The sequence below is a fragment of the Nonomuraea sp. GTA35 genome, assembly GCF_041950525.1.
Lineage (GTDB): Bacteria > Actinomycetota > Actinomycetes > Streptosporangiales > Streptosporangiaceae > Nonomuraea.
In genome coordinates, this window is record NZ_JBGNUV010000009.1 from 376,735 (window position 1) to 399,263 (window position 22,529).

At 70.7% G+C, this 22,529-nt stretch carries 21 protein-coding genes and 1 tRNA gene; 8 read left to right on the forward strand and 14 right to left on the reverse strand.

What is annotated here, in order from left to right; all coding sequences use genetic code 11:
* Positions 1-100 precede the first annotated feature (100 nt).
* The 5 genes from ACBJ32_RS36115 (at position 101) to ACBJ32_RS36135 (ending at position 4,629) form a co-directional block, all read left to right on the forward strand.
* On the forward strand, positions 101-1,267 hold the full coding sequence (locus tag ACBJ32_RS36115) for a DUF4185 domain-containing protein (protein ID WP_375130553.1): 1,167 nt from the start codon (positions 101-103) through the stop codon (positions 1,265-1,267).
* Positions 1,264-2,283 carry a DUF4432 family protein gene (locus ACBJ32_RS36120; protein ID WP_375130554.1) on the forward strand — a complete coding sequence of 340 codons (1,020 nt, stop codon included), beginning with the start codon at positions 1,264-1,266 and terminating at the stop codon, positions 2,281-2,283. Before ACBJ32_RS36115 ends, ACBJ32_RS36120 begins: the two co-directional genes overlap by 4 nt.
* The gene (locus ACBJ32_RS36125; protein WP_375130555.1) at positions 2,280-3,050 is read left to right on the forward strand and encodes an SDR family NAD(P)-dependent oxidoreductase; all 771 of its coding nucleotides are present in this window, start codon (positions 2,280-2,282) and stop codon (positions 3,048-3,050) included. Before ACBJ32_RS36120 ends, ACBJ32_RS36125 begins: the two co-directional genes overlap by 4 nt.
* 248 nt (positions 3,051-3,298) lie before the next feature.
* The gene (locus ACBJ32_RS36130) at positions 3,299-3,718 is read left to right on the forward strand and encodes a peptidase inhibitor family I36 protein (protein ID WP_357881037.1); all 420 of its coding nucleotides are present in this window, start codon (positions 3,299-3,301) and stop codon (positions 3,716-3,718) included.
* Between the two features lie 80 nt (positions 3,719-3,798).
* The gene (locus ACBJ32_RS36135; protein WP_357881034.1) at positions 3,799-4,629 is read left to right on the forward strand and encodes a hypothetical protein; all 831 of its coding nucleotides are present in this window, start codon (positions 3,799-3,801) and stop codon (positions 4,627-4,629) included.
* Here ACBJ32_RS36135 and ACBJ32_RS36140 read toward each other — a convergent pair.
* The 9 genes from ACBJ32_RS36140 to ACBJ32_RS36180 all read right to left on the reverse strand — a co-directional run bounded on the left by ACBJ32_RS36140 (position 4,588) and on the right by ACBJ32_RS36180 (position 15,165).
* Positions 4,588-6,024, reverse strand: a complete 1,437-nt coding sequence (locus ACBJ32_RS36140; protein WP_375130556.1) for a S10 family peptidase — start codon at positions 6,022-6,024, stop codon at positions 4,588-4,590. The genes ACBJ32_RS36135 and ACBJ32_RS36140 overlap by 42 nt on opposite strands.
* A gap of 9 nt (positions 6,025-6,033) precedes the next feature.
* Positions 6,034-7,266 (reverse strand): enolase C-terminal domain-like protein, encoded by a 1,233-nt coding sequence (locus ACBJ32_RS36145; protein WP_375130557.1) that lies wholly within the window; start codon positions 7,264-7,266, stop codon positions 6,034-6,036.
* Positions 7,263-10,196, reverse strand: coding sequence for a glycoside hydrolase family 38 C-terminal domain-containing protein (locus tag ACBJ32_RS36150; RefSeq protein WP_375130558.1), 2,934 nt, complete (start codon positions 10,194-10,196; stop codon positions 7,263-7,265). Before ACBJ32_RS36150 ends, ACBJ32_RS36145 begins: the two co-directional genes overlap by 4 nt.
* Positions 10,193-11,005: a carbohydrate ABC transporter permease gene (locus ACBJ32_RS36155; RefSeq protein WP_375130559.1), complete on the reverse strand. Its 813-nt coding sequence runs from the start codon at positions 11,003-11,005 to the stop codon at positions 10,193-10,195. The genes ACBJ32_RS36150 and ACBJ32_RS36155 overlap by 4 nt, the downstream gene beginning before the upstream one ends.
* The gene (locus ACBJ32_RS36160) at positions 11,002-11,853 is read right to left on the reverse strand and encodes a sugar ABC transporter permease (RefSeq protein ID WP_357881021.1); all 852 of its coding nucleotides are present in this window, start codon (positions 11,851-11,853) and stop codon (positions 11,002-11,004) included. The genes ACBJ32_RS36155 and ACBJ32_RS36160 overlap by 4 nt, the downstream gene beginning before the upstream one ends.
* On the reverse strand, positions 11,850-13,100 hold the full coding sequence (locus tag ACBJ32_RS36165; protein ID WP_375130560.1) for an ABC transporter substrate-binding protein: 1,251 nt from the start codon (positions 13,098-13,100) through the stop codon (positions 11,850-11,852). Before ACBJ32_RS36165 ends, ACBJ32_RS36160 begins: the two co-directional genes overlap by 4 nt.
* 19 nt (positions 13,101-13,119) lie before the next feature.
* Positions 13,120-13,818 carry a FadR/GntR family transcriptional regulator gene (locus ACBJ32_RS36170; RefSeq protein WP_357881014.1) on the reverse strand — a complete coding sequence of 233 codons (699 nt, stop codon included), beginning with the start codon at positions 13,816-13,818 and terminating at the stop codon, positions 13,120-13,122.
* 58 nt (positions 13,819-13,876) lie between these two features.
* Entirely contained in the window at positions 13,877-14,407 is a 531-nt protein-coding gene (locus ACBJ32_RS36175; protein WP_375130561.1) for a DUF305 domain-containing protein, read from the reverse strand.
* Between the two features lie 83 nt (positions 14,408-14,490).
* A complete protein-coding gene (locus tag ACBJ32_RS36180; RefSeq protein WP_375130562.1) occupies positions 14,491-15,165 on the reverse strand; it encodes a hypothetical protein in 675 nt (224 codons plus the stop codon).
* Positions 15,166-15,284: 119 nt separating this feature from the next.
* On the opposite strand from ACBJ32_RS36180, the gene ACBJ32_RS36185 reads away from it, so the two are divergent.
* Positions 15,285-16,196 carry an LLM class flavin-dependent oxidoreductase gene (locus ACBJ32_RS36185; RefSeq protein ID WP_375130563.1) on the forward strand — a complete coding sequence of 304 codons (912 nt, stop codon included), beginning with the start codon at positions 15,285-15,287 and terminating at the stop codon, positions 16,194-16,196.
* A 151-nt stretch (positions 16,197-16,347) separates the two neighbouring features.
* Here ACBJ32_RS36185 and ACBJ32_RS36190 read toward each other — a convergent pair whose 3' ends face one another.
* Together ACBJ32_RS36190 and ACBJ32_RS36195 are read right to left on the reverse strand one after the other, a co-directional pair.
* Positions 16,348-17,934, reverse strand: coding sequence for a sulfatase (locus ACBJ32_RS36190; protein ID WP_375130564.1), 1,587 nt, complete (start codon positions 17,932-17,934; stop codon positions 16,348-16,350).
* An 85-nt stretch (positions 17,935-18,019) separates the two neighbouring features.
* On the reverse strand, positions 18,020-18,661 hold the full coding sequence (locus tag ACBJ32_RS36195) for a class I SAM-dependent methyltransferase (protein WP_357881003.1): 642 nt from the start codon (positions 18,659-18,661) through the stop codon (positions 18,020-18,022).
* Positions 18,662-18,727: 66 nt separating this feature from the next.
* On the opposite strand from ACBJ32_RS36195, the gene ACBJ32_RS36200 reads away from it, so the two are divergent.
* Positions 18,728-19,567, forward strand: coding sequence for a helix-turn-helix domain-containing protein (locus tag ACBJ32_RS36200; protein WP_375130565.1), 840 nt, complete (start codon positions 18,728-18,730; stop codon positions 19,565-19,567).
* 66 nt (positions 19,568-19,633) lie between these two features.
* On the forward strand, positions 19,634-20,215 hold the full coding sequence (locus tag ACBJ32_RS36205) for a dihydrofolate reductase family protein (protein ID WP_375130566.1): 582 nt from the start codon (positions 19,634-19,636) through the stop codon (positions 20,213-20,215).
* A gap of 112 nt (positions 20,216-20,327) precedes the next feature.
* Here the strand turns inward: ACBJ32_RS36205 and ACBJ32_RS36210 are convergent, their stop codons facing one another.
* From ACBJ32_RS36210 to ACBJ32_RS36220, 3 genes are all read right to left on the reverse strand, one after another.
* Positions 20,328-20,801 (reverse strand): DUF6461 domain-containing protein, encoded by a 474-nt coding sequence (locus ACBJ32_RS36210; protein WP_375130567.1) that lies wholly within the window; start codon positions 20,799-20,801, stop codon positions 20,328-20,330.
* Positions 20,802-20,839: 38 nt separating this feature from the next.
* Positions 20,840-20,916: transfer RNA gene (locus ACBJ32_RS36215), tRNA-Thr, on the reverse strand.
* A gap of 57 nt (positions 20,917-20,973) precedes the next feature.
* Entirely contained in the window at positions 20,974-22,473 is a 1,500-nt protein-coding gene (locus tag ACBJ32_RS36220) for an alpha/beta hydrolase (protein WP_375130568.1), read from the reverse strand.
* Between the last annotated feature and the right edge of the window lie 56 nt (positions 22,474-22,529).

Here is a 22,529-nt window from a genome sequence, read left to right on the forward strand (position 1 = left end):
CCACGCGGTCATCCGGATTTTCGCGCGTTCGCGGGGACTCTGGACAGTAAGTGATCTAATGACTAGAACTGTAGGGAACCCCTCCCCCCTAGGACGTGTGATGACGCGATTCCGCACCGCCCTGGCACCCCTCGCCATCGCCCTGGCCGGCTTCACGGCCGTGCCGCAACCCGTCTGGGCCGCGCCGCCCAGGCCGGTGCCCACCGCCCAGGAGCAGCAGCAGGCCGCGACGGCCGCCTCCGCCTGCGCGCCCAGCGTGCGAGGCACCGCCACCAACGCGCGGCTGACCAGCCTGTTCACCGCCCACGGCAACGACAACAGCCGCCTGGACGACTGGACGGGCGCCGACGGCACCTACTCGCTGAGACTCCCCAGCGGCAAGGAGCTCTGGGTGTTCTCCGACACCTTCCTCGGGCAGGTCAACCCCGACGGGTCCCGGCCGCCGGTGGTCGAGGAGGGCGGGACGACCGTGTTCCTGAACAACTCCTTCGCCGTCGAGCGCAACGGGCGGCTGTCCACGATCCACGACGGCACCGCCGAGAAGCCGACGGCCGTGATGCCGCCGCGCGACTCCAAGCACTGGTTCTGGGCCGGTGACGCGACGCTCGCCGGCGGGGTGGTCGAGGTCACCTACCAGGAGTACGAGCGGTTCGGCACGGGGGCGTGGGACTGGCGCTGGCATCGCAACGTGGTCGCCAGGTTCGCGCCGGGGCGTCTGGAACGGCCGATCAGCGTGCACGACCTGCCGAGCGGGCACGGCGTGGCCTGGGCCTCGGGCATCCTGAAGGACGGCGGCTACACCTACGTCTACGGGGTCGAGGACCTCGGCTCGCCCAAGTACATGCACGTCGCCCGGGTCCGCGGGCAGAGCCTGCTCGGGCGCTGGGAGTACCTCAAGGCCGACGGCACCTGGTCGGCGAACGAGGCCGACTCCGCGAGGGTGATGAGCGGGGTGGCGAACGAGTACAGCGTCAGCCGGGTCGGCGACGGCTACGTGCTGATCACGCACGACACGACCGAGGTGCTGAGCCCGAACATCGTGGCCTACTCCGCGTGCTCCCCCTTCGGCCCGTTCACCGGCAAGCAGCACGTCTACACCACGCCCGAGACGAGCGGGAACATCTTCACCTACAACGCCCACGCCCACCCCGAGATCGACGGCCCGGGGCTCGTGGTGTCGTACAACGTCAACAGCTTCGTCAACACCGACCACTACCGCGACGTCACCATCTACCGCCCCCGGTTCCTGGACGTGACGTTCCGTTGAGACGCAACTGGGCGGCCCGGCTGCGGCACGGCACGATCGACGGGCTGCGGGCGGTGACCCTGGAGAACGAGCGGCTGCGGGTGACCGTGCTGCCCGGCAAGGGCGGGGACGTGGTGGAGCTGCTGCACAAGCCCACCGACACCGACTTCGTCTGGCTGGCGCCGCAGGGCCTGCGCGACCCGCGCGACCACCTCCAGGGCGCCGCCGACGACGTCGCCCAGTTCATCGACCACTACGAGGGCGGCTGGCAGGAGATCTTCCCCAGCGGCGGCGCGCCGAGCGAGTACCGGGGCGCGCGGCTGGCGCAGCACGGCGAGGTGTCGGGGCTGCCGTGGGACTGCGAGGTCGTGGCCGACTCCCCCGAGGAGGTCGCGGTACGGCTGAGCGTGCGGACGCGGCGGTTGCCGTACCGGATGGAGAAGGTCTTCCGGCTGCGGTCGGGCACGGCGGCGCTGGAGATCGAGGGGCGGGCCACGAACGAGTCGGGCCTGCGGCTGCACGCCATGTGGGGCCAGCACATCGTGTACGGCCCGCCGTTCCTGCGCCCGGGAGCCCGGATCAGGCTGCCCGCGGGCGTCACCGTGATCCCGCACGAGAGCGCGATCAATCCTCCGGAGCGCAGGGTGCGGGCGGGAGGGCCATGGACGTGGCCTACAGTGCCCACCCACGAAAGCGGGGCCGGCGAGACGGATCTGAGCGTCGTGCCGGGGCCGGGGGCGCCGAGCGACATCGTCTACCTGACCGGCTTCGGCGACGAGGGTTGGTACGAAATTTCTGGGGATATCGCTATGCGGGTGGAATGGGATGCGACGGTGCTGCCCTACCTGTGGATGTGGCAGGAGCTCGGCGCGTCCACCTGCTACCCGTGGTGGGGACGGGCGTACACGGTCGGGCTGGAGCCGTTCGCCGGCATGCCGACCGACGGACTGGCCGCCGCCGTGGCCAACGGCACGGCCCTCGTCCTGGACCCGCACGAGACGAAGGTACTGAGGGTGCGCGCGGAGGTGCTGGCGTGAAGGAGTTCGACGGCAAGGTGGCGCTGGTCACGGGCGGCTCGACGGGCATCGGGCGCGCGGTGGTGGACCGGCTGGCCGCCGGCGGGGCGTCGGTGGTGTTCTGCGGCGTGGACAAGGAGGCCGAGCAGGACGGCGAGCGCGTCACGGGCAGGATCGCCGACGTGCGCAGGGCCGGCGAGCTGCGCGACCTGGTGGACCTGGCCGTCACCCGGTACGGCGGCCTCGACGTCGTGGTGACCTGCGCGGGCGTGCAACGTTACGGAACCGTCGAGGACACCCCGGAGGAGGTCTGGGACGAGGTGATGGACATCAACCTCAAGGGCGTCTACCTCACCTGCAAGGCCGCCGTCCCCAGGCTGCGCGAGCGCGGCGGCGGCTCGATCGTGGTGGTCTCGTCGGTGCAGGCGTTCGCCTCGCAGGCGCGGGTGGCGGCCTACAGCACGAGCAAGGCGGCGCTGAACGGCCTGGTGCGGGCCATGGCGCTGGACCACGCGGCCGACGGCGTCAGGGTGAACGCGGTCTGCCCCGGCTCGGTGGACACGCCGATGCTGCGCTGGGCGGCGGACCTGTGGCGGGGCGAGCTGTCGCAGGACGAGCAGGTCGCGCAGTGGGGCCGGTCCCATCCGCTGGGCCGGGTGGGCAGGCCGGAGGAGGTGGCGGAGCTGGTGGCGTTCCTGGCGGGGCCGCGCTCCTCGTTCATCACCGGAGCCGAGCACCGCGTGGACGGCGGGCTGCTGGCGCAGAATCCCGCGGCCCTTCCCGAATGACAACTTCGAAATAACTGCCCCTCGGCTGGGTCACGGGTTCCTCCGCTCGCCCACCCGAGGTGGCAACAGTTGCGTCAATGCGACGGACACCCAGGTCACCGCACGATACGAGTGGGTCTGGCGGGCCGGGCACGCGACCCTCACCCGGGCGCGAAGCCTTTACGGGATCAGCGAGTCACAACGACTCGTGTTCGATTCTGCACGCTAAGTTACGAGGTCGAAATGACTCACCGATCGAGGAGAGACCTGTGAGGCTATTCAAGAAGGCCGCCGGCTTCGTCGCCGCGGCCGCGATGTTCGCCGTGGTCGCCCCCGCTGCCACCGCGGCGGCAAGCCCCCGCTCGACCTGCTACGGAGGTCGCGTCTGCCTGTACGCCGGGTTCGACTACAACCGCGGCCAGGTCGACCACTGGCGGGACTTCACCAAGGACGACTCGAACTTCGCCGACAACAACTGGCTGAACTGGGACTTCAGCAATTCCTGGCACAGCATGAACAACGAGACCAGCTCGATCAGGAACCGGGTCGGCTGCAGCGCCACCCTCTGGCAGCACCCCGGTTACACCGGCGCCCACAGCACGTTCACGCACAACTCGAACGACGGTTTCCTGGCGAACAACGCCATCGGCAACAACCGCGCCAGCGCGATCGACATCTGGTGCCACTGAGCATTAAGGGGAGTGCCGGTTTCCGGGCTTGGCCGCCGGAAACCGGCTGCCGCGGACTTATCGCGAGCACGCTGCTGCTGATGACGACCACCGCGGCCTGCGGGGCCGAGCAGCCCGCGCCACCGGCGCCCGTACGGGGCGTCACCTCCGTCTCGGAGCTGACGCTGCCGTTCGACGCCTACAAGACCACTCCCCAGCAGCGGGCCGTCCTGGGCAACGCCCACAACCGTCTCGTCGTGCGGTGCATGCGCAAGCAGGGCATCGCCATCTCCCCGCCCGCCGAGGACCCGTCCATGCTGGCCGCGGTGGACCCCGGCAACTCCCGCCGCTACGGCGTCACCGACCCCGAGGCGGCCAGGCGCAGCGGCTACCACCTGGCCAGGCCGCCCTCGCCCGACACCACCGGGACCTGGGCGGGCAAGCTGCCCAAACGCACCCGCCACCGCCTGTACGGCACCGCCGCCGACCGCGGCTGCCTCGACCGCGCGACGCTCAACCTGGACAGGGGGGTGCGCAAGGCGGACTGGCCGTGGCTGGCCCTGCAGGACTCGCTCACGCTGGAGCAGGCCGCCAAGCACCCGTCGGTCACCGCCGCGGTCAAGCGCTGGTCGGCCTGCATGAGCAGGGCCGGGCACACGTACCCGGCGCCCGAGGCGGCCATCGCCGACAGCCGCTGGGACCTCGACGAGCCGGCCGTCACCGAGGAGGAGAAGCAGACCGCGACCGCCGACACCGCGTGCAAGTGGTCGTCCGGCCTGGTCGCCGCCTGGTACGCGGCCGACGCCGAACTGCAGCGGGCCGTCATCCGCGACAACCCCGAACGGTTCACCGCCCTGCGCGTCAACCTCAGGCAGCGCCTGGAGCGGGCCTCACGCCTGCTCGCCGAGCACGAAGGCCGCAAGGTCCGCTGACTGCTGGAGCCTGCTGGGCTCGTGCACGTACATCATGTGGCCGGCCTCGTAGTACTTGAACTCGACGTTGGCGGCCAGCTCGGCGGGCACGGCCAGGTGGGCGAAGGTGTGCTCGGCCGCGAAGTACGGCGTCGCGCCGTCGTGGTAGCCGCAGGCCACGTGCACCCGCAGGTGGGGGTTGATGCGCATGGCCGAGGAGAGGCGGGAGGCCACCTGCACGTGCGCGTTCTCGAACTCCTTGTACGACCAGGGGTGCACGCGCGAGGTGAGGATCTCGTACGGCAGGTCGTTGGCGTAGCCCAGCTCGGTGCGCAGGTAGTGGTTGAGCGCCGCGCTGTAGGGCCCCATGATGGCGTCCATGCTGGGGTCGGTGGTGAAGTGCTCGCGGCCGGCGTCGGGGTCCCAGCCGGTGAACCGGCCGTCGAGCCGGCCGACGATCTGGCGGCGCGGGCGCAGCACCTCGGTGAAGAAGCGGATGTGCTCGATGCGCAGGTTCACCCGGTCCACGTAGTCCTCGCTGAGCCCGGTCAGCGCCGCGACCTTCGCCACCGCGGCCGCGCGCTCCTGCCCCGAGAGGCGGTTGCCGCGGGCCAGCGCCCACAGGTAGTCGCGATCGGCGTACGCCTCGGCCTCGCGCAGCACGTCGGCCAGCGGCCGGTCGCCGTGCAGGCCGTGGTGGTGCGCGATGGCCGCGTACGTCGGCAGGTACAGGGCGTAGGCCAGGTCGTTGCCCTCGTTGAACTCGCCGGTGATGTAGTCGAGCACCGAGGAGATCAGCATCACCCCGTTGAGGTACATGCCGTAGCGCGACTGCAGGTGCTCGGCCAGCCCGGACGCCCTGACCGTCCCGTACGACTCGCCCGCCAGGAACTTCGGCGACATCCACCGCCCGTTCCTGGTGGTCCACAACCTGATCACCTCGCCGATGGACTCCAGGTCGCCGGAGAAGCCGTGGTACGGCTCCGCCTTCTCCCCCTCCGCCACCCGCGAGTAGCCGGTGGAGATCGGGTCGATGAAGACCAGGTCGCTCACCCGCAGCAGGCTCTCCTCGTTGTCCGTCAGCCCGTACGGCGGCGGCAGCAGCGCCCCCGCGTCGCCCATCACGACCCGGCGCGGCCCGAGCACCCCCAGGTGCAGCCACACGCTGGACGACCCGGGCCCGCCGTTGAACGCGAACGTGATGGGCCTGCTCAGCGGGTCGGCACCGTCCATCGTGTACGCGGTGACGAACACCTCGGCCTTCGGGCGCAATCCCTCGAACCTGCCGTCCGTGGTCACCTCTTCGCGCAGCACGACGGTGCCGGTCGTGGCGGTGTAGGACTGCCCGGACGGCAAGGTGTGGAAGGTGGTGACGAGGTTGTCGGCAGGGGTGGCCGGCTTCGACTCTTCAGACATGTAGACCAATTATGGTGTGACTTCGACAGACATATCCGGATCGGCGAATCGCTCGTTGGGGACCGTGGCGTACCAGCCGGGCCGCCCGGGATCGCGGTCGTACGGATAGCCCCCCGTCTCCCGGTAGAACTCGGCATAGCGGGCGACCCGCTCGGGGTCCAGCCGGACCCCCAGCCCGGGGCCTTCCGGCACGGCGATGGCGCCCTGCGCGTACGCCATCTTGCCGCCCTCGATCACGTCGTCCTTGAGCTGGTGGTAGTGCGCGTCGGCGGCGTAGGTCAGGTTCGGCAGCACCGCGCCCAGATGCAGCATGGTCGCGAGCTGCACGCCCAGCTCTCCCGACGAGTGCACGGCCACGCCGAGCTGGAACGTCTCGCACACCGCCGCCGCCTTCACGCACGGCCTGATCCCGCCCCAGAACGTCGTGTCGAGCAGCACCACGTCGGCGCCCCTGCGCAGCACGTTCGAGGCGAGCTGCTCGAAGTTGACCACGACCGTGTTGGTCGCCAGCGGCACCCTGACCTGCTCGCGCACGGCCCGCAGCCCTTCGAGCCCCCAGACCGGGTCCTCCAGGTAGTCGTTGTTCAGGTGCTCGATGGCACGGCCGAAGCGCAGCCCCTCGGCCACCGACAGCACGGCGTTGGGGTCGTACCTGAGCCGGTCGCCGGGGAACGCCTCGGCCAGCGCCCGGTAGCACTCCAGCTCGTAGTCCGGCGGGAACACCCCGCCCTTGAGCTTGTGCACGGTGAACCCGTGCGCCTCCTTGAGCCCCCTGGTGTGCTCGACGAGCTGCTCCGGGGTGCGGATCTCGCCGTGGCCGCCGGCCGCGTACCGGAAGAACAGGTACGACGCGAACGGCACCGCGTCCCGCAGCCGCCCGCCGAGCAGGTCGCAGGCGGGCACCCCGAGGTGCTGTCCGATGAGGTCGAGGCAGGCGAACTCGATGGCGGCCAGGAGCTGCGTGCGGTTGTTGTAGAGCGAGGCCGTCGGGTTCGCGATCTTGAAGCGCAGCGCTTCGAGCTGGAACGGGTCGTGGCCCTCCAGGTAGGGCTTGAGAGCCCGGAAGGCCGACTCCGCGCTCTCGCCCCCGCCTCCCATCTCCCCCAGCCCGACCAGCCCGTTGTCGGCCTCGACCTCGACGAGCGTGCGGACGAACCGGCCCCAGTGGGCGCCGTTGCTGTGCCGCAGCGGCGCCTCCAGCGGGACCGCGACCGTGGTGGCCCGGATGTCGGCGATCTTCACTGGCGCGTCCCCCTGACCACGGCCACCCCGCAGGCGGGCAGCGTCACCTCGGCTGTCTCGTGCCCCGGCCGCGACACCCTGACCTCGACGGGCTGCGCGGCCAGCGACTGAAGCCGCACGCCGTCCCAGCCCAGGGACGTGACCAGGACGTCAGGATGATCGACGCGGACGTACGTCTCCTCGCTCGCGGGGCTGTCGGTGATCAGCGCGCCGACGAACGGCTCGGTGAGCCCCGAGGCCGCCTCCGTCCCCAGCCGCCTGCCCACGGCGCCCGCCTGGGAGGTGACCGCGTACCGGAAGGTGGTCTCACCCTGCTGCTGCGCGGGGAAGTTGGTGTCCCAGATGTTGTTGAGCGCCCACGAGTAGACGGTGCCGTCCTCCTGGTCGAGCGTCGGCGGGAACGGCGCGTACGGCATGTGGATGGTGCCGAGCTGCACCAGCGGCGCCTCCAGCGTGGCCCAGGCGACGGTCAGCTCGGGGTCCTCGAAGGCGATCCAGTGCCTGATCGGCAGCATGTACTCGGCCGAGCCCGGCACCCTGGGCACGTCGGGGCCGCCGACGCCGCCGGTCAGCTCCCAGGCCGTGGCCGGTCCCGCGGCGAACGGGAAGGCCAGGAAGACGGCCTCCTTGGCGGGCGTGCCCTGCTTGGCGAGCTGGTAGGTCAGGTCGAGGCGGGGCACGCCGTAGTGCAGCTCGATCGTGGTGCGGATCCAGTCGACGCCCTTGCCGCGCAGCTCCACGACCAGCTTCTCGCCGACGGCCGTGCGCCTGGCCTCCTTGATGGTGGCGTGGGTGCCGATGGCGCGGTCGCCGAGCAGGGTGCGGTCGTGCGCGCCCACGTGCCCCGACAGGTGGTTGAAATGGGGGGCGGTGGCGTAGCGGTCGTAGACGTACTGGCCGAAGCCGGCCGCCGCGTCGCCGTTGACCAGCTCCCGGCCCGCCCGCTTGTCGAAGATCGAGGAGACGTACCCTTCGCGAACGTCGTACGCGACCCGGTAGAACTCGTTCTCGATCACCCCGCTCAGGTCGAGCTCGACCGGCTCCGGCGCCTGGCTCTCGCCGGGAACGACGTCCACCCGTACATAGCCGTATCCGGAAATGTCAGGCACGACGGCGTGGATGTGCCGCCCGATCGGCCGGGTCGGCCAGTCGTCCGGGTCCACGAACTCCTCGTGGTGCGGCAGCGTCGCCCCCGTCCTGGCGTCCACCAGCGCGATCGGCACGTCCACGCCCACCACGTCCCTGGGCAGGAAGGCCCGCACGACATCGGTGCGCGCCCGGGTGCCGGGGTTGAACACGGCGAACGAGGCCAGCGCGCCGCCCTCGACGCCCGACTCCGACAGCGCCGCGGCGAACCTGCGGATCCCGGCGTGCAGCAGGTCGGCGGCGTCGTCCTGGGCCGCGTACGCGCCGGACGACTTGCGCGTCCACTGCAGGCCGCCGGAGTCGCCCGCCTCCTCGGCGTCCTCCCACGGGTTGGCCGCGCCCCAGGTGTGCTCGTTGAACAGGGCGACCTTGTCGTAGGCGGCGTCCACCTGCTCGGTGGCGTCCACCCCGGCGAGCGTGTGCAGCGTCTCGGCCACGCGCAGCGCCGACTGCGCCCGGCGGACGTAGCCGAGGGGGCGCGCGCCGGAGCCGAGCCCGTCGGCCCACCAGTCGGTCCAGTCGCCCTCGTGCACGGCCAGCCGGTCGTGGTAACGCTCCTCGACGTGCTCGAAGAAGTCGCTGTTCACGGCCGAGCGCAGCCTCGGGTAGGCCCACTGCTCGTTCCACCGGCGGGCGATCGTCGCGGGCACGATCGACGGGCCCGCGTTGTCGGCGTGCGCGCCCTGCACGCGCAGGTGCAGCACGTCCAGCTCGTACGGCTCCTTCGGCGCGTCGGGCCCCTGCCAGCCGAACGTGCCGGGACCGTACGGGTAACCCCGCGTCGCCAGCGCGGACAGGTACCGCGGCAGCAGGTCGTCGGCCAGCTCGTAGGAGTCGGTGAGCCCGACCGTGTTGCCCTCCATGTACGCCATCCCGTGCGGCGTGTCGGTGAACCACACGAGGATCTCGTTCCCGCTCGGCGCCCGCCACCGGAACGGCCTGGTCAGCTTGTCGCCGCCGTGCAGGTAGGGCACCGACCGGCCGGCCCAGTTGTGCGCCGCCGCGAGATACCGCACGCCCGCCGCGCTGAGCGCGTCCACCAGCCCGACCACGGCCCCCGGCACGTCGGTGTGCATGGCCGACCGGGTGGCGAAGCCGTAGCGCTGTTCGAGCTGCGTGGTGAAGCGGAGCTGCCGGCGCAGCTCCTCGGTCGAGCACGCCTCGGTGTGGAGCTGGAACGGCAGCGCGGTCACCTCGATCGAGCCCGCCCTGGCCAGCGCCGCGAACGAGTCGACCATCTCCTTCGGCCGGTTGTCGAGCCACCTGAGCGCCGGCATCGACGACTCGACCGTCCACCGGAACTTCGCGTCGTCCGGCCAGGACGCGGTCTCCTCCGCCAGCCGCAGCGCCGCGTCGAGGTAGTCGAGGTGGTGGCGCAGCACCGTGCCCTGCGGGTCGGTGTAACCGATGTCGAGATGCGAGTGGTGCACCACGAACACGTGCCACTTGCGCTGCGGCGTCACCGTGATCCGCGCGCTGCCGACCACCCCGGCGTCGTCGCGGCACTCCAGGGTCAGCACGCGCGGCTCGTCCACCTCGGGCACCAGCAGCGTCACGTCGCTGCCGGACGCGCTGTCCACGCCGACCAGCACGTGCGTCAGCGGCTCGGTGCTGGAGACCCTGACCGCCTGGCGGCCGTCATGGGTGAACAGCGGCAGCACCGCGACCCGCACCTCCAGCCCGCGCACGCTGATCACGGGCGTCGAGGTGTCGTCGCGCAGCGCCTGCCTGATCCCGTCGTAGTCGGGGCTTCCCAGGCTGCGCTGGAGCAACCGGCTGGTCATTGAACACTCCCTAGAGAAAGGCCCCTGGCGAACAGGCGCTGGGTGGCGAGGAACAGCACGACCGTCGGCAGCGAGACCACCAGCCCCGCCGCCAGGCCGACGGGGACCGGGGTGCCGGCGTAGACGTCGGTCATGAGGCCCGCGATGGCCGTCATGACCGGCCGCACGTCCTCGGTCTGGGTGAGGGTGAGGCCGAAGACGAGGTCGTTCCAGATGAAGGTGAATTCCAGGATGAACACGGCCGTCAACGCAGAAAACGACATCGGCAGGTAGATGCGCCAGAAGACGCGGAAGGTCGAGGCGCCGTCCATGCGCGCGGCCTCGAAGATCGAGAAGGCGATGCCGGAGTAGAAGTTGCGCAGCACGAACGCGGCCAGCGGCACGTTGATCGCCGTGTAGACGAGGATCAGGCCGAGGCGGCTGTCGTACAGACCGGCGTCGCTGTAGCCGACGAAGAGCGGCACGAGCAACATCTGCGAGGGGAAGACGGTGCCGCCGAAGATCAGCAGGAACCACCAGAACCCGTGCCGCAGCCGCAGCACCACGATCACGTACCCGGCCAGCGCCCCGATCAGCACGCCGAGCAGCGGCGAGACGACGCTGTAGAGCGCGGTGCTGGCCAGGCTGCCGCCGAGGTTCGCGCCGTCCACGGCCCGCGCGAAGTTCTCCAGCAGCGCGAAGTCGCCGGACGGCACCCACGCCGCGGCCGGGTCGTAGTCGTCCGCCGGCCGCGAGGCGTTGACCAGCAGCAGGTACGTCGGCCCGAGCCAGACCAGCCCGAGCAGGACGAGCACGGCACGCCTGATCATGCGGCCGTCACCTGCCTGCGCAGGTACAGGTACGACGCCAGCCCCGTCACGACGGTCAGCATCACCGCGACGGCCGAGCCGTAACCGTAGTCGCTGGCCACGAACGTCTCCTTGTACATGGTCACCGCCAGCGTCTCGGAGTTGCGCCCGGGGCCGCCCTGGGTCAGCACCCAGACGATGTCGAACGTCTTCAGGCTCGACACCAGCGCCAGCCCCACCACGACCGCCGTCAGCGGCCGCATGAGCGGCCAGATCACGTGCCGGAACAGCCGCCAGCCCGACGCCCCGTCCAGCCGCGCCGCCTCGATCGGCTCCCTCGGGATGGACTGCAGCCCCACCACGAACAGCAGCGTGTTCACGCCGAGCTGCTGCCACGTCCAGACCGCCAGCATCGCGAACGTGTTCGCCGGCGCCTCCTGCAGGAACGCGGTGTCCACGCCGATCAGCAGGTTCGCGATGCCGCCGTGCGACAGGATCGGGCTCCACACCATGGCCAGCCCGGCGCCGCTCAGCGCGTACGGCAGCATGAACGGCACCCGGTACCACGCGCCGCCCTTGATGTCGTAGGACAGCACCGCCACCAGCAGCCCGAGCCCGACCGGCAGCACCATGGTGCCGATCACCCAGATCAGCGTGTTACGGGTCGAGGTGATCAGCGCCGCGTCGTCGAACAGCTCGGCGAAGTTGGCCAGGCCCACCCAGGCCGGCGACTCCAGGCCGTCGTAGCGGGTCAGGCTCAGGTACGCCGTCCACACGAACGGCGCGTACAGCAGCACCGCGACCAGCAGCGCCGCCGGCGCCACGTAGCCGTACCTGAACCTGCCGAGGATGGGAGCGGCGCGACTCACTGATGCGTGCTCCAGTACTCGTCCGCCGCCTTCTGGATCGTCTGCAGGACCTCCTGGTAGGTGCCGGGCTCGGTCACGAACTTGCTGAACCCGTCGAGCGCGGCGGTCAGGATCGGCGGCGGCGTCGCCTCGAAGTAGCGGTTGACCAGCCGGTACTTCCCGCTGCCTGCGTCCTTGGTGACCGCGCCGAGCACCTTGTCGTCGATCGTCACCTTCGGGTTGGCGCTGACGTCACCCCGGCTCTTGGCCCACTTGTCCTGCGCCTCGGAGGTGGTCCACCACTTCAGGTACTTCATGCCGGCGTCGGGGTCGGCCGCCTTGGTGAGCGAGCACAGCGGCCCGCTCTCGAAGATCATGGACGTCTTCGGCAGCGCCGGGTTGACGTTCGGGATGACGAAGAAGTCGTAGTCGGCGCCGGCCTTCATGCTGCGCGTGGTCATGCTGGTGTTGAACCAGGTGCCGAACGAGACCATCGCCGCCTTGCCGGTCTTCAGCACGTCGCCGGGGTCGGTCTTGTCACCCGGGTTGATGAAGTAGCCGGCGTCGATGAGCTGCTTCCAGCGCTCCATCACCTGCACCACGCCGGGGTCGGTGTACTTGGCCTTGCCGGTGGACAGGCGGTCGTACAGGTCGGGGTCGGTGCCGGCCATGAGCTGCTCGAACCAGACGAACGAGAACAGCACGCTGGTGTGGTAGAAGGCCTTGACGCCGTTCTTCTTGAGCGTTTCGGCCGTTTTCACGAGGTCGTCCCAGGTCTGGGGCGGTTTCAGCTCGTACTGGTCGAAGATCTTCTTGTTGTAGAACATGCCCCAGTAGGCGACGTTCATCGGCACGCAGTACTGCTTGCCGCCGATCGTGTAGTACGGGGCGAGGTCCTGCGACAGGTCACCCGCCTTGATCGCCTCCTGCCAGACGGCCGTGGTGTCGGCCACCTGCTTCTGCTTGACGATCTCCTCCAGCATCCCCCCGGTCTGCCAGGTGAACAGGTCGGGCTTGACGTTCGTGCGGAACGACGCCTTGATGAAGGCCTGGTACTGCGCCGAGTCCGTGTATCCCGTCGGCTTCATGCCCAGGCCGATGCTCTGCTTGGACAGGGCGCCCATCTCGTCGAAGTACTTGGTCCAGGCGCCCTTGTCGTTGTAGAGGGTCAGCTCGGTCTTCTTCTGGGGCGCTTCGGCGCCGTTGCCGCCGCAGGCGGCCAGGACGAGCGCCGCCACGCCGAGCGTGGCCACACGTGACCGGTACATGGGCCGGCCTCCTTGGTTCTCATCGGGGGGGTTGCATCCGGTGCTCGATCACCGTCTTCACGTCCACCAGGTGGGCCCGCATGCGCTGCTCGGCCTGCGCCTCGTCACGCGCCTCGACGGCCTCCAGGATGGCCAGGTGCTCCTCGTGGTCGCGGCGGCGGTCGTCGAAGATCTGCAGGATCTCGCGCTGCTCCGGCCCGTGGACCGTGAGCAGCGAGTCGACGACCTCGTGCAGCACGCTGTTGCCCGCCATCCGGGCGGTGGCCCGATGGAAGGTCATGTTCGCGTCGTGCAGCTCGGCGTCCTCGCCGCGCAGGTGCCTGCTCGCCTCGTCCAGCGCCTGCCTGAGCGCTGCGAGCTCGTCGCTGCCCGCGTGCCGGGCGGCCAGGGCGGCCAGCGGCGGCTCGATCAGGATCCGCGCGTCGAGCAGCTCCAGGAGCTGGGCGGCGTGGATCTCGCGCATGTTGGGGTTGGGCAGGACCAGCCGTTCGATGGCGGCGCCGACGTAGATGCCGGAGCCGTGCCGCAGCTCGATGGCCCCGGTGGCCTCCAGCCTGCGTAGCGCCTCGCGCAGGGTCGGGGTGGTGACGGCGAAGCGCTGGGAGAGCTCCCTGGTCGAGGGCAGCCTGTCGCCCGGCCGGTGCCCTCCCGTACGGATGAGCTCCAGCATGCGCTCGGTCAGAGCGTCGGAAAGCGTGGGCCGCGCTACCTCGGACATATCAAGTGATCTAATCACTTAATGGGCACGGCGTCTACGATTCTTCTCTCGACGGCTCCTACTTCTTGATGAGCTCCATCATCATGTCGATCTGGCCCTTGCGGGAGCTCTGCACCTGGGCCGCCCACTGCTGGACCGCCGGGTTCGCACCGCCCGCCACCTCCGCGGCGGCCATCTGGACGGCGTCGTCCTGGTGGGCGATGAGCAGGTTGCACAGGTCGTACTCGAAGTTCCCGGACTTCCGCAGCGCCTGGATCTGCTTGGCGTCCGTCTCCGGCATGCCGCCGTGGTGGTCGTGGGCGCTGGTGGCGGGCGTGAGCGGCTGGTCCCAGGAGTGCAGCCAGCGCAGCATCATCTCGACCTCGCTCTGCTGGGTGCTCTCGATGGCCGCGGTCAGCGTCCTGAGCTCGGGGGTGGTGGCGCGGGACGTGCCCACCTTGGCGATCTCGATCCCCTGCCGGTGGTGCTGCACCATCATCTGGACGAACATCACGTCCTCGGCGTTGACCGGAGGCTCGTCGTTCGCCGCCTGGCCGCAGGCGGCGGCCACCAGGAGGCTCAGGCCCGCCAGGACACGTCTTCCGCGCACCGGCCCTCCTCAACTGTTAGGAAACCTTCCTAAGAGTTGACCAAATCGACCGGCGACGCAAGGGCCGGCGGCCGGTTCTCACCCTACGATGGCGCCGTCCGGTATGGGGCTATTTGCGGAGAAAGGCGAGCGTCTCCTCGGTGTGCTGCCTGGCGATGCCGAGCATGAAGGCGCGGTCCGGGAAGTCCCCGTCCAGCAGGAGCAGCGGCCCCGCGACCAGCGACAGGTGCTGGGCGGGCGGGCCTGCCGATGCCCTGGCCGCTCTCGACGAGGGCGACCTTCCCGAGCTCGCGCGACCGGCACCCGGCCATCGCGCGCAGGCTCTCCGCCAGCCGCGCCAAGGGCCTCGGGTCCTCGCCGCCCAGCCGCGCCTCCAGCGTTCCGCCGCGCACGTCCTCGATCACGGCCACGTCGGCCGGGTAGAGCTCGCGGGCGCCGTCGGCGAAGTAGAGGTCGGGGACGCGTACGCCCACGGAGCTCAGCCGGGCGTGCGCCGCCTCGAAGAGCGCCAGCCCCGAGCCGTGCGCGAAGGGCTCGCGGCTCTCCACGCGGGCGGAGTCCCAGTAGTCCTCGTCGCCGGACCAGGCGTAGAGCATGGCGGTCGGGCCGGCGTCCTGGAAGGAGAGGCGGTAGACCCCCTTCTTGGAGCCGCCTGTCAGCCGCTCGACGTGGGCCAGGCGGCGATCGCCGCCGAAGACCTCGCGCACCAGGGCGGCCAGCTCTGTGCGGCCCGCGAACCGCCGTCCGGCGCCGCTCACAGCGGCCGCGTTTCCATGGTGGTCGAGGTCATCCGGTGATGATGGCCCGTGACCCGCCCCGTTCGCCACGGGTTTTCCGCCTTGACCTCAACCTTGCTGGAGGTTGCACCGTTGGTCTCATGGAAAGCTTCGAGATCGGCGTCATCCTGCCCGGGGTCGCCGTACAGCGTCGGGACGGCCTCACCCTGGCCGAGGCCGCCAGGCACGCCGAGCGGGCCGGGCTCGACGGGGTCTGGCACGGCGATCACCTGGCGATCGGCGGGCCGGTGCTGGACGCGCCGATCGCCCTGGCCACCGCCGCCGCGGCCACCACCCGGGTCAGGATCGGCACCAGCGTGTTCATCCCCGCCATCCGGCCCCTGGCGTGGGCGGCCAAGCAGGTGGCGACCCTGCAGTACGTCTCGGGCGAGCGGCTCGTGCTGGGGGTCGGGTCCGGTGGCGGGCCCGCGCAGTGGGCGGCGGCCGGGGTGCCGTACGGGGAGCGGGGGCGGCGCACGGACACCGCCTTGGAGTTGCTGCCGCGGTTGCTGGCGGGCGAGCCCGTGCGGCTGCCCGAGGCCGTCGCCGCGGATACGGACCAGCCCGTTCAGCTCGCGCCCGCCGTCCCCATGCCGCCGGTGTGGGTCGGCAACGCCTCGGCGGCGGCGATCCGGCGGGCCGCCCGGCTCGGGGACGGCTGGTTCCCGTCCCTGATCTCGCCGCAGGAGGTCTCCCGCGGCCGGGTCAGGCTGGCCGAGCTGGCGGACGGGCACGGGCGGCCCGCACCCGTCATCGCCATCGGCGGGGCCGCCCACGTGGGTGGCGGGCCCGCCGCGCAGGCGGAGATCGCGTCCGGCATCAGCGGCGCCTACGGGCGGCCGCTGGAGGAGGTCGCCGGGATCCCGCTCACCGGGCCGCCGGAGGAGGTCGCCGAGAGGCTGGCCGAGTACCGCGCGGCCGGGGCCGGTCACGCGGTACTCGGCGTCTCGGGCGGTGACTGGCGGGCACAGGTGGACCTGCTGGCCGAGGCCAGAGACCTCTTGCGACGCTGATCTGCCCGGCCTCGGTCGCGGCGCCTGGCGGGCCCCGCCTCCGTCACGGATGCCGGACGGGCCCCGCTCACGGTCGCGGCGCTGCGCGGCCCCGCCCAGCGCGGGCCCCGCCCAACGCGACTGCGCCCCGCGCGGTGCGGCTGCGCCCCGCTCAGTGCAGCTGTGCCGCGCTCCAGCAGTCCACCGCGCCGGGCCTGCCGCACCCGGCCAGCCGGTCGAGCACCTCGGCCAGCTCGCCCGTCCTGGCGTTGTCCGGGTCGTTGGACTCCTGGTGCGGGTCGGTCACGGTGTCGTAGTACTCGGGCCGCGAATCACCCTCGTACTCGACGTACAACTCACCGGCCGTACGGACGGCGGCGTAGCCGGGCGGCCCCGGGTTCGCGGGCGCCTGCAGCTCGTCGGCGTCGGGATCCGGCTCGCCGGCGGCGTCCGGATCCGGCCTGACGTGCTCGATCAGCGCCGCCTCGCGCCAGCCCTTCACCTTGTGCCCCTGGATGAGCGGCAGCAGGCTGCGCCCGTCACGCGGCTCGCCCCGGATCCCCGCCATGTCGAGGAAGGTGGCGAAGAGATCCACGTTCTGCGCGATGGCGTCGACGGCGAGATCGCCGTGCCGCCCCGCCGCCGGCCGCTTGACCAGCAGCGGCACCCGTACGTCGTGGTCGTAGGCGGTGGACTTGCCACGCAGCAGCCTGTGCTGCCCGAGGTGGAACCCGTTATCGCTGGTGAACACCACGTACGTGGTGCGCTGCTCCTCGGGGCTCAGCGCCGCGAGCACCCGCTCCACCATGTCGTCCACCGACTGCACCATGCGGATGCGATCCCGGAAATCCTTGCGCAGCTCCTTGACGGCGTTCGCCCCGATCGGCTCCCGCCGTACCCAGGAGGGCTTGTCGGCGGTGTCCTCGTTGAACGCCGGCAGCGCCGCGACGTCGATGCTCGTGCAGTCGGGCCCGCCGCAGTCGCCGTGCGGGAACTCCCCGGCGGGGAACTGGCTCTTCGGCCGGTCCCGCCGCGCCGGCGGGAAACGCGGCTCCTTGTCCCCGGCCTCGGCGCCGATCCTGGAATGCGGCGAGAACGGCGAGATCTGCAGGAAGAACGGCTCCCCTGGCGCGTACCGCCGTGACCTGTCGATGAAGTCCACGGCCCGCTGCCCGAGCTCGTCCGTCAGATACTTGCCACCGGAGGGATCGATCGGCTTCTCCTGTGCCGTCTCCTCCTTGATGTACCGGGTGAGCTGATACTTGAACTCGCTGTATCCGCCCCCGGCGGCCACGTGCCATTCATCCCACCCGACCGGCACGTGATAATCGGCCGGCACGGGATATTCGTTGATGTACTTGCCCAGGTAACCCGTGCGATAGCCGGCCTGGTCCAGGGCGGCGGCGTACGTCCGGCCCTCGTGTTTCCTGAACGCCTGATAGCCGCCGCCGTCGCTGCCCTTGTTCGTGGCCACGCCCGTGTTGTGCGGGAACTGCCCGGTGAACATGGAGGCCCTGGACGGGCAGCAGAGCGAGTTGGAGACGTAGTAGTTGCCGAACGTCGTGCCGTCCTTGGCCAGGCCGCGCACAGCGTCCATGTACTGGAGCAACTCGGCCGACAGGTCGTCGACGAGGATGAAGACGATGTTCGGCCGCTTCGGCTTGCTCGCCGTCCCGGCCCCGGCCTGCGACGCCACGGAGGTCATGGCCAGGACGACGGCTAACGCCACCGCCACGGCCCTGCGCAGGTTCCCGATCACGTGACCAACCCCTTTGACCATGCTGGGAGATCGGAGTCGAGGAACGACGCTAATGCCCGTCCGAACACCTATCAAGGACTGTCTCTCAGGTTGCGCCGGGCTCACGGACGCGCCGCAACGTCAGGGACTGGAACCGGCTTTCATCGGCTCCCACGATGTGAAAGTCCACGATGTCGAAGGACGCGCGCGCGAATTCCTGAAGCTGCTCGTCACTGCGGAAGGAGAAGAACCGGGGCGGGTCGTGGTCGTCCTCCTCGAAGAATCCCTCCTCCTGCAGAGGGCCCCCGCCGTACACCCCGACGAAGAACAGCCCGCCGGGCCGCATCAGCGTGTGGATCGTGTCCAGGACCGCCGGGAAATCGCTGTTGGGCACGTGCAGCAGGCAGTTGAGCGCGTACACCGCGTCGAAAGACCCGGGCGCGAAGTCGAGCCCCAGAAAGTCCATGACATGGGCGTCGAGGCCCTTCTCCCGGCAGTGAGCCACCATGGCGGGCGACAGATCGACGGCGACGACCTCCAGCCCGTTCTCCTGGAAGTAGAGGCTGTCCTGGCCCGTGCCGGCGCCGACCTCCAGCAGCCGCCTGAACCCGTGCTCCTTGAGCCGGCCCAGGAACGCCTCGCGCTCCGCCAGCTTCCACGGGCTCTTGCCGCCGGCCTCACGCCGCTCCGCGCCACCGTCGTAGGCCGCTCGGAGTGCACCGATCACATCGTCGTAGCGCACGCTCATCGCGCCATGATGCCCCATTTCCACCGGCCTGGCGGCGGCGCTCTCGCATCGGTGATGCTGTGACACGTGGAGTACGTGTCCAGAGTGCCGCGGCCGCCGCTGGCCGGACTGATCGACGACCTCTACTACCTGGAGGGCGCGCCACCGTACCCCAGGCTGGCGTTGCCGCCGATGCCGTCGGCGCTCCTCGTCCTCAACCTCGGGACGCCGTTCCACATCCGCGCCGGCGCCGGCGCCGAACCCACCGACTACGCCGACGGCTGCGTGGTCACCATGCCCACCCGCGCCCTCGAGTTCGGCTATCCCCCGTCGACCCGGTCGGTCGGCGTGCACTTCAAGCCGTGGGGGCTGGCGCCGTTCCTGCCGATGCCCGCGGCCGAGCTGTGCGACCTGCCGGTGACGGTGGAGCAGGTCTGGGGCCGCGCCAGAGCCGCTGAGCTGCGAGAGCGGCTGGCCGCGGCGGCCGGGCCGGACGTCATGCTGACGATGCTGGAGGGCGAGCTGATGCGACGGCTCCGCGAGACCACCGGCCTGGGGCTGGTCCGCCACACGAGCAGCGTCATCGCGGCGACCACGGGAGCGGTGCCGATCGGCGGCCTGAGCGTCTCGGCCGGCGTCAGCAGCACCCATCTGGCACAGCGGTTCAAGGAGCTCGTCGGCGTCACGCCGAAGCGGCTCGCCCGCACCTACCGCTTCGCCGCCGCCGTGCTCGCGATCGACCCCGCCGGACCGGTCAACTGGGTCGACCTCGCCGCTCGTGCCGGCTACTTCGACCAGGCTCACTTCGGCCACGAGTTCCGCACGTTCACGGGGCTCACGCCGACCCGGTACGTCGACGTCCGGCGGCGGTTCCTGCGCGAGCACCCCGGCCACGCGCTCGACGTCGGGCCGCTCCCGGCCGATTGATTTCTTACAAGAGCCGGCGGCTGCCGCACGCCAGTATGGGGACTCCCCGAGCAGAGGAGAACGCCCATGGGCAAGGTCGTCATGTACAGCACGGTGTCGGTGGACGGCTTCATCGCGGACAAGAACGACCAGGTCGGACCGCTGTTCGACTGGTTGTCCAGCGGCGACGTGCCGTTGGACGGGTCGGGGGACGTCAAGGTGTCACAGGCGTCCTACGACTACATCAAGCCGTACTGGGACGAGATCGGAGTGACGGTCGTCGGCCGCCACGTCTTCGACATGACGGACGGCTGGAACGGCAAGCCGCCGAGCGGGATCGCCCACATGGTGGTCGTGACGCACCGGCCGATGCCCGAGGGCTGGGACCCCGCAGCGCCGTTCCATTTCGTGGACGGCGTCGAGGCCGCCATGGCCAGGGCGCAGGAGCTCGCGGGCGACCGCACGGTCGAGGTCGCCGCCGGCGACGTCGGCGGCCAGGTGCTGGCCGCCGGGTTCGTCGACGAGGTCGCCATGGACGTGGCGCCCGTGGTGCTCGGGTCCGGCAAGCGCTACTTCGGGTCAGTCGACGCACAGCACCTGCTGGAGGACGCCCACGTGGTGATCAAAGGCAACCGCGTGCTCCACCTGCGCTACCGGGTACGCCGTTGACCGCCCCGAACGGGGTGTGAGCCGAGGGACATCCGGTCGTGCCCCTGTTCCGTTGACCGCGCGCTTCTCCGCGCCGTGCGTTCTGATCACCGGACTGCTCGCTGACGGCCGATCACCCGTTCTTGATCACGGCAGCGAGGAACCGCATCTCCAGCATGGCTTTGGAGAACGGGAAACCCGTGATCCTTTTCGCCAGCGCGAAGCTCCGCGGGAACGTGCCGTCGATCCCCGGCCCTTCCCAGTCGTGGTCGGGATCCAGCCCCACCTTCCGCATCTCCTCCACCAGCCGGTCGGGATCGGGTCCCGCACGCGCCTGACATTCGTGCGAGTAGGTGCCGCTCCGGGCCACGGCCTCGGCATGGGCCATAAGCGCGGACTGCGACAACGCGAATCGCACCCGAAACGGCGCATCGAGCGACACGGCTGTGGCAACGCCGTGATCCACCGCAAGCTGCTTCATCCCTGTCTGCTCCGACGCCCCGGGGGCGCAGACGCCGCCAGTCACGCCGAAGCCTTCACCGACCACTCGGCCGGAGCGGTTCGTCGCGCAGAAAAAAGAAGCGTGCACCTGTTCGCGGATGGACACGCGGAAGCCCTCCGAGAAGTCTCGGAGGGCTTCTGAGCTGGAGCCGCCTTGGGGATTCGAACCCCAGACCCCTTCATTACGAGTGAAGTGCTCTGGCCGACTGAGCTAAGGCGGCGTGCGCTGTGCAGCTTGAAAGAGTCTACAGGAGCTCGGGCACTTCTCGCTCCATCGATCACCCGATGCCCGGACAGACCGCCCCATCCTCCGGTGCCACCCCCGCCACCAGATACCCCTCCACCACCTCGTCCACGCACCTCGACCCGCTGGAGTAGGCGGTGTGACCATCGCCTCGGTACCTGAGCAGCACCCCCGACCCCAGCTCGCCGGCCAGCCTGCGCGCCCACGCGTACGGTGTGGCCGGGTCCCGTTCGGTGCCGATGACCAGGATCGGGGCGGCGCCCTTCGCCGTCACGGGGCCGAGCGCCGGAGGGTGCGGCCAGTAGGCGCACGGCAGGGACGACCACACCAGGTACGGCCCGAATCGCGGCGCCCGCTCGCGCGCCGCCGCCGCGTTCCTCCCGTACGTCGCCGGCTGCCTTGGATGGGGGCCGTCCGCGCAGTTGACGGCCATGTTGGCCTCGGTCTCGTTGGAGTAGGTCCCGTCGTCGTGACGTCCGGTGAGCTGGTCGGCGTTGCGCAGCAGCAGCGCACCGTCACCCTGGAAGGCGCGGCGCAGCGTCTCGGTCAGCTCCGGCCACAGGGCGCGGTCGTAGAGCGGGCCCAGCAGCCCGAGTACGGCCACCGCCTGCGTCACCCTCCGCCTCCCGTCGCCACGAAGCGGCCGCTCGTCCGCACGCCGGAGCAGGCCGCTCACCTCCTGCACCGCCCCGCCCACGGTGCGGCTCCTGAACGGGCACCCTCCCGCCGCGAGGCAGTCCTCGGCGTACGCCCGCAGCGCCCGCTCGAACCCGGCTGCCTGCTCCACGCCGAGCCGCACCCGTGACCCGCCGGGGTCGAGCGCCCCGTCCAGCACCATGGCCCGCACGCGCCCAGGGAAGAGGCTCGCGTACACCGCCCCCAGCAACGTGCCGTACGACTTGCCGAGGTAGGTCAGCCTGCGCTCCCCCAGCGCCTGCCGCAGCCGGTCCAGGTCGCGCGCCACGTCCACGGTCCCGAGGTGTGGCAGCAGCCTGCCGGACCGCCTGCGGCACCCCTCCGCGAATCGCCTGGCCCCCTCCTCCAGCGCCAGCCGCTCCCCGGCCGTGTCAGGTGTGCCGTCGAGCGCGACGAACGCGTCCAGTTCCGCGTCGCTCAAACACTCGACGGGCGCCGACCTCCCGACTCCCCGCGGATCGAACCCCACGACGTCGAACCGCTTCCGTACCTCCGCCCCCAGTACGACCCGAGCAGCCCTCGCATATTCCACCCCGGAGGCCCCAGGCCCGCCCGGATTGACCACCAACGACCCGATCCGTTCCCCCGCACCACCACTGGCAGGCAACCGGATCACCGCGATCCCCACCTGCTCGCCGGGTCGCCGGTGTGCCAGCGGCACTCGCAAGGTCGCGCACTCGAAGCCACCACCGCAGTCCGTCCAGGTCAGTGCGCCAACCGGCCGCCCGGCGCGCTCCGGCCCGCGCTCCAGGCCCGTCATCGCCATCGCCATCGCCGTCGCCGTCGCCATCGTCAGCACCCCGGCGACAACAGCCGCCCGGCACCACCTGCCGCGCATCAACCGCGGCACGTCCTCGGCGAGCCCTTCCCGACCGCCTCAGTGGACGTCCACCC